This is a genomic window from Klebsiella sp. JB_Kp004, from assembly GCF_040065795.1.
Taxonomy (GTDB): Bacteria; Pseudomonadota; Gammaproteobacteria; order Enterobacterales; family Enterobacteriaceae; genus Klebsiella; species Klebsiella quasipneumoniae.
Genome location: NZ_JBEAKW010000001.1, coordinates 92,827 through 109,554, shown reverse-complemented (window position 1 = coordinate 109,554; position 16,728 = coordinate 92,827). Strand labels below are relative to the sequence as shown.

Below are 16,728 nucleotides of genomic sequence, written 5' to 3'. Positions count from 1 at the left end.
TCAATCAGTCTACAGATAGAACAGTATATTTTAGTAGTGCCTGAGGCACTACTATGCCTACCATATATATGGAGTATGAAATGAATTACAAATCAAATGCTGAAGCTCTTCTTGAAGAGCTCGGCGGGGATAGTAATGTCAAAGGGCTTGTGCATTGTATGACTCGCTTGCGTTTCAACCTGGAAGATGATTCTATTGTTGATGATAATAAAGTCAGAAATATCGCTGGCGTATCCGGTGTTGTCCGACAGGGGAATCAGTATCAGGTTATTATTGGGAAGAATGTTGTTAAGTTCTATGATGAAGTAAAAAAGCTCGTTAATGTTGATGGCCTGACAAATACGGACAATGCACAAGCGAAGAAAAAGAGTGTTCTCGAACGTATCATTGATGTTATTGCCGGAAGCATGATGCCAGTGATCCCTGCCTTGATCGGCGCTGGGATGGTAAAAATTCTGTATCTCATACTTGGTTTTTTTGTGTCGACAGACTCAACTTCAATGAAGTTGTTAGGTGCCATCGGTGATGCCGCATTCTACTTTATGCCGATCCTCATCTCATATGCAGCAGCTAAGCGATTTAATACGAATGCACCATTAGTAGCTGTCGTCACGGCAGTACTTTTACATCCTGATTTCGTAGCGTTGATGGGGGATGACTCGCAAAAATTACTTTTCCTGGGAGTGCCTGTTATCTCCGCGCACTATGGTTCGACGGTCATTCCCGCTATTTTGAATGCCTGGGTTATTTCATATATTGAGAAGTTCGTCGATCGTATTACCCCTAATATCACAAAAGGATTTCTGAACCCTGCGCTGATTATCCTTATCTCCGCGCCGATCGCATTCTTATTACTCGGACCATTAGGAGCAATTTTTGGTAAATATCTCGTTTATGTCATCTCATCAATCCCCGACAGCTTCCATATTATTGTGATGGTAGTGCTTAGTGCAATCATGCCATTTATTGTCATGACAGGCATGCACTGGGCATTTCTTACGATTACCATACCAGCCCTGGCCACTCCGGGCGGGGAGATGCTGATTATCCCGGCGATGTTAGTTATTAATATGGCGCAAGGTGCAGCTTGTATCGGTGTAGGTATCAAAACAAAAAATAATGCACTTAAGCAGAAGTCATTGGCGGCAGGGTTTACCGCTATATTTGCTGGTCTGACCGAACCCTGTATGTATGGCGTGAACTTACCACTGAAAAAACCTATGCTTGCGGCGTGTATCGCTTCGGGTATTACTGGCGGGATTGTTGGCGCATTTAAATTATCTGCTCATGGTTTTGGTATCGCTTCTCTGGTTGCTATGCCGATATTTATCGATCATACGAATAACTTAAATCTTATATTAGCTTGTGTCGCTGCTGTTATTGTTATTGTCCTGACTATTCTTTTAACCCTCTTCTTAGGGTTTGAAGACCTGGTTGATGAGAACGCAAAAGAACTGAAAAAGGATGTTCTCCAGGATAAAAAAGTTGTCGCAGTTGAGATGAAAAATATTACTTCGCCCGTTGAAGGTGAAATCATTGCGTTAGGTGATGTATCCGATGCCACTTTTGCTAATGAAATTTTAGGGAAAGGAATTGGTATCCATCCAACGGTAGGCAAGGTTATCAGTCCATTCGATGGCGACGTCCTCTCTATATTTACCACAAATCATGCCATTGGCCTAAAGTCACTTGATGGTATCGAGCTTCTTATTCATGTCGGGCTGGATACAGTGCAGCTTGATGGCAATGGTTTCAAAGCATTTATTAAAAATGGCGACAAGGTTAAAAAAGGCGATTTACTTATTGAGTTTGATATTGATTATATTAAGTCTGAAGGGTATGACCCGACGACAGTTGTTATCGTAACAAATACCGAAGAATATCAAGATGTCAGTGCATCGATGGATTCTAAGGCTGTATTTAATTCGAACATTCTGGCTATAGCTTGAAGGAGATGTTATGAGTTTTCCGAATGATTTTCTCTGGGGAGGAGCCGTTGCGGCTAATCAGTGTGAAGGTGCTTTTGACGTTGATGGAAAAGGTCTTAGTATCCAGGATGTTCTGCCCAAAGGCATTATGGCTCCAGTCACTGAGCTGCCCACCTGCGATAACCTGAAACTAAAGGGTATTGATTTCTATCATCGGTATAAAGATGACATCAAAATGTTTGCCGAGATGGGATTTAAGGTCTTTCGGACATCAATTGCCTGGAGTCGAATTTTTCCAAACGGAGATGATTCCATCCCAAATGAAAAAGGGTTGAAGTTTTATGATGACCTTTTTGACGAATGTCATAAGTACGGTATCGAACCACTGGTGACAATTTCTCACTATGAAACACCGTTAAATTTATCAAAAAAATATAATGGCTGGGCAAATCGTAGGATGGTGGAATTCTATACGAATTTTGCCACAACGATATTTGAACGTTATAAACACAAGGTTAAATACTGGGTAACATTTAATGAAATTAACTCAGTGTTACATCAGCCGCTGATGAGCGGAGGTATTTTTACGCCTAAAGAAGAGCTCAGTAAGCAAGACCTGTTTCAGGCGGTGCATCATGAATTTATTGCCAGTGCATTAGCGATTAGTAAAGGCCGTGAAATCATGCCAGATGCTAAATTTGGTTGTATGATCTTAAGCATGCCGATTTACCCATTGACACCAAATCCAGATGATGTTTTGGTTGCGATGCAAGCGGAGCATATGAATGATTTCTTTGGCGATGTTCATGTTCGCGGGTACTACCCTGGATATATGAAAAGATACTTCAAAGAAAATAATATCAGGATTCATTTTGAAGATGGCGATGAGAAAATTCTTCAAAATACCGTTGATTTTGTTTCATTCAGCTACTATGTGAGCGTGTGTGAAACGGCTGATAAATCGATCAAACCTGCTATTGGCAATCTTATTGGTGGTGTACCAAACCCATACCTCGAATCTAGTGAGTGGGGATGGCAGATCGATCCGAAAGGCCTACGGATTACATTGAACAAGTACTATGACCGCTATCAAAAGCCACTGTTTATCGTAGAAAACGGACTTGGAGCCCAGGATGTCTTAGTGACAGATATCAACGGTAACTTCACGGTCGAAGATGATTACCGGATTAAATACCTCAATGAACATCTGGTTCAGGTCGAGGAGGCCATTGCAGATGGCGTTCCTGTCATGGGATTTACTACCTGGGGCTGTATTGATCTCGTGAGCGCGTCAACTGCCGAAATGAAAAAACGCTATGGGCTGATTTATGTGGACCGCAATAACGATGGTTCAGGGACCATGGCCCGATATAAGAAAAAATCATTTTTCTGGTATAAAGACGTTATTAATTCTAATGGCAAATCATTGATGCGTTAATGCATATAGGTATAAATATGAAACTGGGTATTTTAGGCACAGGAATGATCGTCAAGGATGTGATGTCATTTATTAACGATCTTGAGCTGGAATCTGTTTCTATTCTGGGTACTGAAGCGACAAAAGACGAAACGGAAAAACTGGCTCACTTATGTCAAAATGGGAAGGCATTTTTTAGCTATGATGAGCTATTAAATAGCGACGTAGATACTATTTATGTGGCTTTACCGAATCATCTGCATTACACATTTGCAGTAAAAGCACTGGAAAGTGGTAAGCATGTGATCATAGAAAAACCCATTGTAATTGATGTTGCTGAGCTATTGCATCTGAAGGAGCTGGCCGAGTCTAAAGGCCTGGTTGTTCTTGAAGCCATGAATATTCACTATCTTGATTCATATTCGAATTTAAAACGTGATTTGCCAGCTCTTGGCGATATCAAAATCGTTAGTATGAATTATAGCCAGTTATCATCGCGTTATAGTCACTTCAAAAATAATATTATCCATCCAGCCTTTGACGCCAGAAAGGGCGGCGGTGCTTTGATGGATATTAATATCTATAATATCCACTTTGTTGTTGGCCTTTTTGGTATGCCTGAAGGTGTCATTTATCAGGCGAATATATCCCAGGGTGTCGATACCAGTGGAATGTTGCTCATGGACTATGGTTCTTTCAAGGCTGTATGCGTCGGTGCGAAAGACTGCCATGCGCCTGTGTCTTCAACGATTCAGGGGGAAATGGGGTGCATTACTCTCAATAAACCAGCAAATCAGATGGTTGGATATGAGCTAAAACCTAATGCCATACCCGCTAAACATATTGAGCATGTTGAAAAGCATCGTTTGCTTCCTGAATTTAGAAAATTCATTGAAATTATATCAATGAGAGATTTTTCACTGGCATCAAAAATGCTGGAAACCAGTATCAATGTCCTGAACGTTATTGAGAAGGCTCGTCACCAACAGAATATCGGGGTTAAAAATGTCTGACAAAATGATTATTGGTTATATCGGTAACGGTAAAAGTGCAAACCGTTATCATTTGCCATTTGTGCTAGAACGGAAAGATTCGATCACTGTTAAAACCATTTATTCTGTGAATCTTGAAAGAGATCAGTGGCCACAAATTGATGGTATTCAATATACACAGGAACTTGCTGACCTGTTGAAAGATGACGAGATCGATGCAGTGATTATTACTACTCCATCGCAGTTTCACTATGAAATGGCGAAGAAGGCCATTCTTGCGGGCAAACACTGTGTTGTGGAAAAGCCCTTTACTGAAACACTTGAGCAGGCTAAAGAGCTTCTGGAGCTTGCTTCGCAGATGGGGGTGGTCGTTCAGTCATACCAGAATAGACGTTTTGATAGCGATTTTCTGACCGTTCAGAAAGTGATTGATAGCGGTGTCCTCGGAGACCTTCTGGAAATTGAGATGCACTATGATTATTTCAGGCCTCAGGTACCTGAATCTATTAACCATTTTGATAAAGTAAATGGTTATTTATTCGGACATGGTTGTCATACGCTTGACCAGATTATTTCTGTCTTCGGTACGCCAGATTCTGTACATTATGATGTGAAACAGATCCTTGGTCATGGACGGATGAATGATTATTTTGACCTTGATTTATATTATGGGAAATTAAAAGTTTCGGTTAAATCCAGCTATTTTAGAATTAAAGAAAGACCAAGTTTTGTAGTATATGGTAAAAAAGGGATGTTTGTAAAAGAGAAAAAAGACAAACAAGAGGAGCATCTGAAGTTAGGCTATATGCCTCATAATCCTGATTTTGGCATTGATCTCCCCGCAGATTATGGCGTATTGACTTATATAGATGATGCGGGTGATTTTAATGAACAGAGAGTTATTTCCGTTAATGGAGATTATGGTCGTTATTATGACGCGCTTTTCGCCACCCTTAAAAATGGAAAGGAGCGCCTTGTCACTCCTGAACAAATATTAAATCAAATTTCCTTATTAGAAAATGGAGTGAAAGAACTCTATTAATCATGAGGCCGCTGTATAGCGGCCAATTCCCGAATGATTGGATAACTAAATGAAAAATATAACCTTTAAGCAAGGGTGTTTATCTTTGGCTGTGTGTACTGCTATTCTATCCTCTAACTCTGCTCTTGCTACCTCAACTTTAAGTATTGAGGAGCAAATAGCTCAACTCCAGAAGCAATTAAAAGAAACACAGGCGGATCTCCAGGAAACAAAAAAGAAGTTGAACGCACAGCAATTGGTGATAAATAAGAATGAAGAACTCCAGCGTTCTCACATTGCGGCGAAACAACAACCAATATTATCTGATCAATCAGGAGATAGGGTTGAAACTGTATCTGTCACTAAGCCATCAGGAACAACGCAATCCAAAAATAATACGAGTGATAAAAAATATACTCTCAAAGAAATATCTGCTTTTGTGAAGGATGATATCGGATTTAATTACTCCGGGTATTTTCGTTCTGGTTACTCGGTAGGGAATAGAGGACCTGCAAAATCGTATGCTATTGGATCTTTGGGGCGTTTTGGGCAGGAAAATAGCTCATGGTTCGATCTGGAACTTTCTCAGCGCGTTTATAACGAGAATGGCAGAAGCGCCAAGGCAGTAGTCATGTTCGATGGTAACGTTGGTTCTCAGTATAGCGCAGGCTGGTTTGATAGCAATTCAGAGAATCTGATGCAGTTCTCTGATATTTACCTTACGACAAAGGGATTTTTACCGTTTGCGAAGGATGCAGATTTCTGGGTTGGTAAACATAAATTACCTAAACTTGAAATCCAGATGTTGGACTTCAAGTATCATCAATCAGATGCCGCCGCCGGGGTTGGTATTGAAAACTGGCGTCTTGGCCCTGGCTATTTAAATATGGCCTTAACGCGTGAGTACTTAGACGCCCACAGCGTTAACCCGGATGATGACCAGACGCAACAGATTAACACGAATACCATTGACATTCGTTACAATAAAACGCCAGTCTGGTCTGATGCGACGGTTGACGTATGGGGACGGTATTCCACTCCGAATAAAACTGACCTTAATAAGAAAAATGAAGATAACGGTACTTATTATAGCGTTAAAGAGGCCTGGCATGTTGGTGGTACATTAACTCAAAACTGGAAAAGAGGTGGTTTTACTAATTTTAGTTTCCAGACTGCGAACAACTCGATTGCCAGCGGATTCTCATTAGTTACTGACTCCGGTGCTCTTTATGGCTATAACGGGCAGTATTATGGTGAGCATACTAATGGTAAAGCCTACAGATTCCTTTCAGAAGGCGAAAATTATATTTGTTCAAGATACATTGTCGCGCATGCATTTGTTTATAGTTTTGGTAATGATGTCTATGATTATTATACTGGTCCCCATACTGATTTTAACTCCACCCGAATTGTGGTAAGGCCTGCTTACATCTGGGATATCTATAATCAGAGTGGCGTAGAGCTCGGCTGGTTTACTCAAACTAATAAAACTGGTGGTGTCGATTATAAAGAGTCGGGCCTGAAAACAACACTGTTCCATACCTTTAAAGTCAATACGAGTATGTTGACTTCAAGACCAGAAATTCGTTTTTATGCGACATATCTGAAAAGTTTTGATAATGAAATTACTCAGTTTGAATTTAATGATTACAAGAAAGACCAGTTTACCATTGGTACTCAAGCTGAAGTGTGGTGGTAAATCTACTATCTTATATCTTAAGTTTAACATGATTATATGTGTATTTTACCTTGACTTATATAAATCATATTTGGTTTCGGGTATATAATCGAGCGCTATACTCCGCGTGGCGTGTTCCGTTCTGTGACGATAACTTCGACAGAAGAGTGGTCGGGTTCAAGTATACCTATTTGTCATGAATATCAAATGGAGGGTGGGGGCGAGTGTTGTAAGACACGTCCGCCTCCAGTGTTGTTTTATAGATAGTGGCCATCAAATTGATGGTGGACATAATCAGACATAGTATTACAGGGGGAATACGTAACCAGGCACTAAACGCTCCATGTTGCCTGCAGCCCGCAGGCAACCTCTGCTACATTCGCAATGTATCAATAACCGCTCTCAGCGCGGGCGACACATTGCGGTGTGGGTAATAGAGAAATGAACCTTCCAGACGCTGGCTATAACGCTGGAGCACCCGGATAAGCGTGCCCTGCGCTAGATCGTCGGTAATCAGTTCTTCCGGGACATAGGCCAGCCCCAGACCGAGCCTGGCCGCTTTGGCTTCCATATAGCTATCGGCGAAAGCCCACTGTCCCTGCGGCGGATGAGTGATTTTTTTGCCATCCACGTGAAGTTCCCAGGCGTAAAGGCTGCCGTCGCCAAACTGATAAGCGATGCAGGGGTGGACGACTAAATCGGCGGGCGTTTGTGGAAAGCCGTAGCGTCGAAAATGTTCCGGTGTACCCACCACCGCCATCTCCATATCGTGCGAAATGCGTACCGCAATCATGCCGCTTCCGACTTCCGGGCCCAGACGTACGCCCGCATCGAATCGCTCCGCAATAATATCGACAAAACGGCTTTCGCTGATCAGTTCCAGTCTGATATCGGGATAGCGTTGTTTAAATACTGCCAGCTTCGGCAGCAGGACTTTATCAATGGCATGCTGGCTGGCATTGATGCGTACCGTACCGGATGGCGTTTGACGATAGTGGGCCAGCGTGGCGAGTCCCATATCTAAGGCGTCGAAACCAGATTCGACGTTGTGATAGAGCTGCTCACCCGCCTGAGTGAGCGACAAACGGCGGGTGGTGCGCATCAGAAGCTGAACGCCCAGGCGCTCTTCAAGTTCACGAACCGCACGGCTGATCCCGGACTGCGCCAGGCCGAGTCGTTGCGCTGCGGCGGTAAAACTGCCTTCCCGCACCACCTGCATAAACAGATAAAGGTCATTATAGTTTTCTCGTTTCGCCATTCTACCGCCTCGTAATCCGCATGCCATTTAGAACAATATGGTATTAATCTTAGCATTTTTCACCCACTAATCAGCACTATTACTGCTGGCTACACTAAGCCCACGACAACAAAGCGCAGCAGCGTTGTCTACTGGAGATTTGCATTGATCACGTTTATTTAGGGGACTTTGATGACGGTTTTCACCAAAAAACTGACAGCCGCGATACCTGCCATGCTGCTTTGCGCCTCACTAAGTGGAGTCACAACGATGAGTTATGCTGATACGACTAACCCGAATACGCCTGTCTCTTTGATTGAAAAATGGGACAAAACATTTCCTGAGAGCGTGAAAGTGGATCATCGTAAGGTGACCTTCCACAACCGCTACGGGATTACCTTAGCAGGAGACCTCTACTTGCCGAAGGATCGCGGCGACCGCAAACTGGCCGCCATTGCCGTTAGCGGTCCTTTCGGCGCGGTAAAAGAGCAATCCAGCGGCCTGTATGCCCAGACGTTGGCCGAGCAGGGGTTTGTCACCCTGGCGTTTGACCCATCCTATACGGGTGAAAGCGGTGGCTACCCACGTAACGTGGCCTCGCCGGACATCAATACCGAGGATTTCAGTGCCGCGGTGGACTTTCTGGGCCTGCAAAAAGAGGTGGATCGCCACCGTATCGGTTTGCTCGGCATTTGCGGATGGGGCGGTATGGCCTTAAACGACGCGGCGATGGATACGCGCGTCAAAGCGGTGGCGACCAGCGTCATGTATGACATGAGCCGCGCGATGGGGCATGGAGTCGGCGATGGCAAAGACCGCTACACGACCGCCGACCGCCGAGCGGTACTGCAGTATCTGAACGCGCAGCGCTGGAAGGATGCGGCAAACGGCACTTTCGCCCCCGGCGGGCATGACATTTATGTTGATGATAAAGGCAACGTCAGCGCTGCCGATCGTATTTTGCCGGAAACCTTGCCCGCCAATCCCAACCCGGTCCTGAAAGAGTTCTTCGATTATTACCGTATGCCGCGTGGTTTCCATCCGCGTTCGGTTAATTCAACCGGGGCATGGAATGCGACGATGCCGCTGTCGTTTATGAATATGCCGCTGCTGAATTATGCCGGCGAAGTGACTATTCCGACGCTTATCGTGACTGGCGAAAAAGCCCATTCTCGCTATTTTGCCGAAGATGCCTATAAGGCTATTGGCAGCAACAAGAAAGAACTGGTGATTGTCCCTGGCGCAAACCATGTCGATCTTTATGACAACGCCGCAGGCAAAATTCCCTTTAGTCAGTTTGAGCAGTTCTTTAAAACCAACCTGAAATAGATCTCCGGTGCCGGAGACATCCCCAATGCCGCCACGCGCCTGCGGGCGGCTTTGTATGGTCGGAGCTAAATAATGTCTGCATTAAGTAACACCCGGGCACACTGGAGCGGCGTCCTGGCGATGACGCTCTGCGTATTTGTACTCATTGCCTCAGAATTTATGCCGGTCAGCCTGTTAACGCCCATCGCTGGCGATTTAGGCGTCACCGAAGGATTAGCCGGTCAGGGCATTGCCATTTCAGGCGCGCTGGCGGTGCTGACCAGCCTGACCATTTCTCGCCTTGCGGGAGCATGGGATCGTAAATACCTTCTGTTAGCGCTCACGGCGCTGATGGCGGTCTCGGGAATGATGATTGCCCTGGCGTCCTGCTATCCAGTTTATATGCTGGGCAGGGCGCTCATTGGGATCGTCATCGGCGGCTTCTGGTCTATGTCGGCCGCAACGGCCATTCGCCTGGTGCCGCAACGCCAGGTCCCCCGCGCATTGGCCATCTTTAACGGCGGCAACGCGCTGGCCACCGTTGTGGCAGCGCCGCTGGGCAGCTACCTGGGGGCCACCGTCGGCTGGCGCGGCGCCTTTTTATGTCTCGTCCCGCTGGCGATGGTGGCTTTCGTCTGGCAATGCGTTAGTCTGCCGTCGATGAAAAGCCAGCGCGCACCACAGCCGCAGGGAACCGTGCTGGGTCTGTTCCGGCGCTCGACAGTATTCCTTGGATTGCTGGCCTGCGGGCTGTTTTTTATGGGGCAGTTTACCTTATTTACCTATGTGCGACCGTTTCTGGAGACCGTGACCCGAGTCAGTTCCTCTGGTCTGTCCCTGATATTGCTGGCGATGGGTACCGCCGGTTTCGTCGGCACGCTGCTTATTTCGAGCGCGCTGAACGCCCGGTTTTATCCGACGCTGGTGGCTATCCCTTTGGTCATGGCCGCGATTGCCGGAACGCTTCTGCTGGCCGGACACCACACGGGATCAGTCGCCGTACTGTTAAGCCTGTGGGGCCTGCTGGCGACGGCCGCGCCCACCGGCTGGTGGACGTGGATTGCGCGGACGCTGCCCGAGGATGCGGAGGCGGGCGGTGGTCTGATGGTCGCCGTGATCCAGCTATCGATTGCCCTCGGGTCAACGGCAGGCGGCCTGGTGTTTGATAGTCTGGGATGGCGCAGCAATTTTGCACTGAGCGGTCTGTTATTGCTGGCGGCGGCAGGGGCGACTTTTCTGCTCTCTGCCAAAATCAGCTCATCTCAGCGCACGCCGATTAATGAGCTGGATGCATAAGTCAAATCACAAATGACAGGGTAATCACGGCGACGTTTATGGCCTACCATGATGGTTAAACAAGATGAGGGCTGACCATGGAATATTGCGTATTAAGTAACAACCGTAAAATGCCGATGCTGGGTTTTGGCGTTTTTAAGGTAACCGATAAAGCAGAGTGTAAGCGGTCGGTGCTGAACGCCATTCGCACCGGCTACCGCCTCATCGATACCGCCGCCGTCTACGATAATGAAGATGCGGTGGGGGAGGCCGTTCGCGAAGCCATCGCCGAAGGTCTGTGTACCCGCGAGGCGCTGTTTATTACCTCCAAACTGTGGGTTCAGGACATGGCCAACGCCGGAATGGCGAAAGCCGGGATTGCCGCGTCCTTAAAAAAATCCGGGCTGGAATACTTCGATCTATATCTGTTGCATCAGGCGATGGGCGATTATTTCAGCGCCTGGCGCGCGCTGGAGGAGGCTTATGAAGCCGGTACCCTGAAAGCGATCGGTGTGTCCAATTTCTACGCCCATGTGTTAGCTAACTTCTGCGAAACCGTCAGAATCAGGCCGATGGTGAATCAGGTCGAACTGCATCCTTATTTCGCCCAGCCCGCGGCGCTGGAAACCATGAAGCACTATCACGTTCAGCCGGAAGCCTGGGCGCCGTTAGGCGGTGGCAGACATAATCCGTATGAAGAGGCCATGCTGCAGGAGATTGCCGATGCCCACCAAAAAACCGTTGCTCAGGTGGTCCTGCGCTGGAACGTGCAGCGTGGCGTCACGGTCATTCCTAAATCCACCCGCCAGGAGCGTATTGAAGAGAACTTTGCCATCTGGGATTTCTCGCTCACCGCGCGCGAAATGGCGCAAATCAGCGATCTGGATTTAGGTTACGTTGGCGAAGCAGTGAAACACTTTAACCCTGAATTCGTTCGCGGCTGTCTGGGGGTGAAAATCCACGACTGATCGTGGCTCAGCGTGAAGTCTGCTTCATTTAGCTGCCTGCGCCGCGGCGACGGGTTCGGTATGCTGGTTAGCGCCCACGCGTGTGCCGCGACGGTTGTCGATGCGGTAGTCGACCGTCACGGGCTGCGGGCCGGCGGGGGTGACGGTCAGCTCCCTGATCATCTGGCCGGCGTCCGGCGGTAGGGTCAGCGTGGTTTCCCCCTGAGCGAGCATCTGGCCATTTTGCCTGATCCGCCAGGTCAGGCGACAATCCTCGCAGGCCGTCCAGGTATCGTTAATCGCCCACAGGCGCACCGTCGCCGGGCTGCCCTGACGCCAGCTGGTGGTCACCGGCTCGATGGAGGGTAGGATCGGCTGATAGGCGCGCTGCAGGGCATAGTAACCCGCCTTCGGCTGGCGCAGATAATCCACCACCCCCCAGTTGATGGAGGGCCATGTCTCGACAAACATAAAGTGGAACAGGGCGGTCACCGGCTGATAACGCTGGCGGCGATAGCTCTCCGCTGCCAGCGCCACCAGCCTGGCCTGATAAGCCTGGGTGTTTTCAATCATCTCCTGAATAGTGTTGCCTCGTGGAATACCGGCAAATTTAAAGGTCTGGAAAGGCTGAAAATTATGGTACTTCCATCGCACCCAGCCGGGGTCGTCGGCGGCGGTGGTTTTCGGCCACAACAGACGGGCTGGGATAATGGTCTTCAGGGTGGAGAGGCGGGGCAGCGCCTGGGCGCCAAACTCGGAAATAATCCCGGTTTTCGCCGGGGAGAGCAGGTCGCGCAGGGTGCCGAAATACCAGCCCGCCCAGTAGTGCTCTTCAACAGCGGAAAAGCGATGCACGATGCGGGAGGTATCTTCCGCCAGCGCATCGCCCACCCGCTGCGTCAGGGTCTGGTTTAAGGTTTTACGCCAGTCGGGGAAGCGTTTCTCCATCCACGGCGAGTTCCACGGCGGCTCGTTGTGACCGCCCCAGACAATAATCGCCGGCGAATTGCCGAACTGGTCCATCATCGCCCGGGTCTGGCGCACCGCGTTATCGGCAAAGGCGACGCTGTCATCATAACCCCACTGCAGCGGAACATCCTGCCAGATCATCAGCCCCATCTCATCGGCCACCTCATACAGCGCGCGGCCCGCCACGTGACCATGAACGCGGATGGCGTTGGCGTTCATGGCCGTGACTAGCCTGAAATCCCGGCGATATTTTTTCCGCGTCATGGTGCTCAGCCACGGCGAGCCAATATAGTTGCTGCCCTTGATGAACAGCCGTTTGTTATTGATGCGCCAGCCCTGATTGTCCGCCAGCGCTTCCACCTTACGTAATCCGGTGCGGGTGACGGCGGTATCCATGATCCCCCGGTTATCCGCGAGGGTGGCGCGCACCCGGTAGAGGTTAGGTTTGCCAGCACCCACGGGCCACCAGAGCTTTGCCGAGGGCATGGGCAGCGAGACGCGCAGGACGCCTGCGGTGTTCTCAAGGGTGACCGCGAAGGCCTGTTGAAAACGCGGGCCGGAAAAATTGTCCGGGGTGGCCGTCAGGCGCAGCGTGACGGGGCCGGGGGTCACGGCGCGATAGCGGATTTCGGCACGCAGAATGGGCTGCTCCAGCCCCTGTCGCCAGTCCGGGCGCAGGATCACCTCGTCGAGGGTGACGCCGCGGCTAAGATGGAGCTTCACCGGCGCCCAGATCCCCCCGGAGTTGGCATCCTGCCCCTGAACCGACCAGGCGCCGCCCGGGCGGGTATCGTGCTGGTTCAGGATCCCTTTCATCAGCGTCTTGTGCAGCGGCCAGATCGTTTGCGGGTCTTCATAGGGGCTGTCGACCCGCACGGCGAGCTGATTATGGCGGCGAACGACCCCGCTGATGTCCACCGGGAAGCGCTGAAAATACCCTTCGTGCCGGGCCAGCGTCTTGCCGTTGAGCGCCACCTCGGCAAAGTAATCGACGCCGTCAAACACCAGGGTGGCCATGGCGTCCGGCGTCAGGCCATGCACGGTAAACTGATGGCGATACCACAGGGCGCCCTGATGATCGTATCCGGCGCTGTACCAGTTTGCCGGTACCCGCAGCGTGCGCCAGTCGCCGTCCGAAGCCTGCGCGCCGTCGAAGGCGCTGTCGTTGGCGTCATGCACCCGCCATTGTCCGGCCAGTGACCAGGTCACCGGCGCTGAGCCGGCGTGCGCCAGCGGCAGGCAAACCACCAGCAGCAGAAGACGTCTAGCGATCACGGGGAGCCTCCTGCATTCTGCGGCGCAGCCACAGGTGGCAGCCCGCGATCGCCTCGGCCAGCGTATCTTGCAGGTCGCCCGGCACGCTCTGGTCGGGCGAGGCTGCCTGGCTCTCCAGTTGCTGGAGCACCCCGGATAGGCGCTGAAAGCCAAGGGTGGCCGCCTCGCCGCGCAGTTTGTGGGCGGCGCGACGCCACGTCTCCCGGTCATTAGCGTTAATGGCGTGGGTAAGGGCGGCGGCGGCAGCGTCAAGCCCTGCAGCGAAGAGCCCCAGCAGCTCCTCGACCAGCTCAGGATCGTCGGCGCACTGTTTCAGCAGGCGGGCCTCGTCCGGCAGGCCTTCCTCTTCCTCCGGACCGCTATCTTCCGCCGCGCCGACGCGGGCGATGGCCTCCCTTAGCGCCTCCTGGCTCACCGGTTTGGCGATATAGCCGTCAAAGCCCATCGCCAGACAGCGCTCTCTATCGCCCTGCATCGCGTGGGCGGTCATAGCCATCGCGGGCTGGTGCTCCCGGCCGAGCGCCTGCGTCTCTTCACGCAGCAGGCGGATGGCGGTTTCACCGTCCATCTCCGGCATTTGCAGATCGATCAGCAGGAGATCCCAGCAGTCGGCGCGCCAGCGCGCCAGCGCCTCCCGGCCGTTGTTCACCACCTCGCAGCGGTGGCCAAGCTGTTCCAGCAGCCGTCTGGCGACCTTCTGATTTACCAGATTGTCCTCGGCCAGCAGGATATGCAGCCCGGCCTGCTCCCTGACCGGTTCCGCAACGGGGGCTGGCGCTGTCGCCACCACCGGCGTGGGAACCAGAATGCCGGCGATAACCTGATGCAGTTCGCGCTGCGCCACCGGTTTATGCAGATAGTGAGCAATGCCGATGCGCTTGAGCATATTGGCGTCAAAATGGCGGCTCATGGAGCTGAGCATAATAATCTGGCTTTGCCGGGCCTCGGGCAGGGCGGAAAGCTCCAGCGCCAGGGATACGCCGTCCATATCCGGCATCTGCGCGTCCAGCAGGATCAGCGGCCAGGGCGGCCCTTCGGCGGCCCGGCGTAGCGCCTCGCCGGCGTTGTCCACGCAGCTTGGCATCAGCCCCATCTGGCGAAGCATGGCGTCGAGCAGGCGCAGGTTGGTGCTGTTGTCGTCAACCACCAGCACCCGCTGGTGGTTAAAGTGGCCCAGCGGGGCGCTGTCGGCGGCGGCGTGCAGCGCTGTCAGCGGCAGGGTGAAGGCAAATTCGCTGCCCGCCCCGGGCTGGCTCTCCACCGTCAGCTCGCCGCCCATCAGGTTGACCAGGCGGGCCGAAATGGTTAACCCCAGACCGGTGCCGCCGTAGCGGCGGGTGGTGGAGCTATCGGCCTGGCTGAAAGCCTCGAAGATCGCCTTTTGCTTCTCCGGGGCGATACCGATGCCGGTATCGCGAATGCGAAAGCGCCAGCGGTTTTCGTCGTCGGCCGGGGCTATCGCCAGCAGAACCTCCCCCTGATGCGTGAACTTCAGCGCATTACCCAACAGGTTGGTCAGGATTTGCCGCAGCCGGGGTCCATCGACGATCAGCACCTCGGGCACCGCAGGGGAGATATCCACCAGCAGCTCAATGCCCTTTTCGCTGGCGGCAGGCATATGCGGGCGGATCAGCGACTGAACAAAGGGGCGGATCTCCAGCGGCTCTTCGTCCACCTGCATCTTGCCCGACTCAATGCGTGAGAAATCAAGAATGTCGTTAATAATGTGCAGCAGCGACTGGGCTGAGCTCATCACCAGCGAAAGGTACTCCCGCTGCTCCGCGGTCAGCGGCGTGTCGAGGCAGAGTTGCGTCATGCCGAGAATGCCGTTCATCGGGGTGCGGATTTCGTGGCTCATATTGGCGAGGAAGGCGCTTTTCGCTTCATTCGCCTCGCGGGCTTCCTTCGCCGCCTCAATGGCCAGCAGCTCTGCGGCTTTGCGCCGGGTAATATCCTGCAAGGTGCCGATCACCCGCTCTGCCTGCTGCTGCATATTGAGGGTGACGATCTGCCCCGAGAGCAGCATCCAGCGCCAGCCCTGCGTGGGGTGCTGGACGCGAAGTTCACATTCAAAAACCGGCATATGCTCGTTTTGCGAGGCGATCATCGCCTGTTGCAGGGTGGCGCGATCGTCCTCGTGGACCAGATTGAGCATAAAACGCAGTGGAAAGCGCCATTGCGCCCGTGACTGGCCGACCATCGCCAGCAGGGTGTCATTGACCTGCAGGCTGTCGCTGGAGACCTGCCAGTCCCAGATGCCGATCTGGATCGACTCCGCGGTGAATAAAAAGTCGTCATGAAGCTGGTGACGCGAGCGTCGGGCCTCGTCAAGCTCGGTGATGTCGGTATGCAGGCTGACAATCCCGCCATCCGCCAGCCGCTGATGCTGAACGTAAATCCGGCGGTTGCCCGACTGACGGACCTCGCAGTGGTTCGTCTGGCGGCAGTTGCGGATTATCGCCTCGCGCAGCGTCTGTTGCCGGCCTGGGTCGATGTTATATCCGGCATCGATAAACTTCTCCGCCAGGCTCTCAAGAGAGGCGCCGACGGCGAGCCAGGGCGCGATCGTTGGATAAAACAGCGCCACCTTATCATTCCAGGCCTGCAGTCGTTCATGCTCATCGTAGATCATCACCGCCGAGGGCAGGAGGTTGAGGTCGGTACGGTTAGCGGCATGCATG

Annotated in this window: 11 protein-coding genes; 8 read left to right on the top strand and 3 right to left on the bottom strand. The window is 51.4% G+C overall.

All coding sequences use genetic code 11. The features are described 5' to 3' along the window. Positions 1–80: 80 nt before the first annotated feature. The 5 genes from ABLX76_RS00475 to ABLX76_RS00455 are packed head-to-tail and all read left to right on the top strand — an operon-like array spanning position 81 to position 7,057. Positions 81–1,949: a beta-glucoside-specific PTS transporter subunit IIABC gene (locus ABLX76_RS00475; protein WP_348873737.1), complete on the top strand. Its 1,869-nt coding sequence runs from the start codon at positions 81–83 to the stop codon at positions 1,947–1,949. Between the two features lie 10 nt (positions 1,950–1,959). Beyond that, positions 1,960–3,366, top strand: coding sequence for a glycoside hydrolase family 1 protein (locus tag ABLX76_RS00470; protein ID WP_348873735.1), 1,407 nt, complete (start codon positions 1,960–1,962; stop codon positions 3,364–3,366). 17 nt (positions 3,367–3,383) lie between these two features. Beyond that, complete coding sequence (locus tag ABLX76_RS00465; RefSeq protein WP_348873733.1) at positions 3,384–4,358, top strand: Gfo/Idh/MocA family oxidoreductase; 975 nt, start codon at positions 3,384–3,386, stop codon at positions 4,356–4,358. Beyond that, entirely contained in the window at positions 4,351–5,379 is a 1,029-nt protein-coding gene (locus ABLX76_RS00460) for a Gfo/Idh/MocA family oxidoreductase (RefSeq protein WP_261901535.1), read from the top strand. Before ABLX76_RS00465 ends, ABLX76_RS00460 begins: the two co-directional genes overlap by 8 nt. Positions 5,380–5,428: 49 nt before the next feature. Continuing rightward, positions 5,429–7,057 carry a carbohydrate porin gene (locus tag ABLX76_RS00455; RefSeq protein WP_348873730.1) on the top strand — a complete coding sequence of 543 codons (1,629 nt, stop codon included), beginning with the start codon at positions 5,429–5,431 and terminating at the stop codon, positions 7,055–7,057. A gap of 352 nt (positions 7,058–7,409) precedes the next feature. On the opposite strand, the gene ABLX76_RS00450 is transcribed toward ABLX76_RS00455, so the two are convergent. Continuing rightward, positions 7,410–8,294 carry a LysR family transcriptional regulator gene (locus tag ABLX76_RS00450; protein ID WP_241516229.1) on the bottom strand — a complete coding sequence of 295 codons (885 nt, stop codon included), beginning with the start codon at positions 8,292–8,294 and terminating at the stop codon, positions 7,410–7,412. Between the two features lie 171 nt (positions 8,295–8,465). Here ABLX76_RS00450 and ABLX76_RS00445 point away from each other — a divergent pair, with 171 nt between their 5' ends. From ABLX76_RS00445 to ABLX76_RS00435, 3 genes are all read left to right on the top strand, one after another. Further along, positions 8,466–9,602, top strand: a complete 1,137-nt coding sequence (locus ABLX76_RS00445) for an alpha/beta hydrolase (protein ID WP_065883024.1) — start codon at positions 8,466–8,468, stop codon at positions 9,600–9,602. 72 nt (positions 9,603–9,674) lie between these two features. Beyond that, positions 9,675–10,877, top strand: coding sequence for an MFS transporter (locus ABLX76_RS00440; RefSeq protein WP_348873727.1), 1,203 nt, complete (start codon positions 9,675–9,677; stop codon positions 10,875–10,877). Positions 10,878–10,954: 77 nt separating this feature from the next. Next, positions 10,955–11,824, top strand: a complete 870-nt coding sequence (locus ABLX76_RS00435) for an aldo/keto reductase (RefSeq protein ID WP_023289371.1) — start codon at positions 10,955–10,957, stop codon at positions 11,822–11,824. 24 nt (positions 11,825–11,848) lie between these two features. On the opposite strand, the gene ABLX76_RS00430 is transcribed toward ABLX76_RS00435, so the two are convergent. Together ABLX76_RS00430 and ABLX76_RS00425 are read right to left on the bottom strand one after the other, a co-directional pair. After that, a complete protein-coding gene (locus ABLX76_RS00430; RefSeq protein WP_348873725.1) occupies positions 11,849–14,047 on the bottom strand; it encodes a glycoside hydrolase family 2 TIM barrel-domain containing protein in 2,199 nt (732 codons plus the stop codon). Beyond that, the gene (locus ABLX76_RS00425) at positions 14,037–16,727 is read right to left on the bottom strand and encodes a response regulator (RefSeq protein ID WP_348873723.1); all 2,691 of its coding nucleotides are present in this window, start codon (positions 16,725–16,727) and stop codon (positions 14,037–14,039) included. The genes ABLX76_RS00430 and ABLX76_RS00425 overlap by 11 nt, the downstream gene beginning before the upstream one ends. Between the last annotated feature and the right edge of the window lies 1 nt (position 16,728).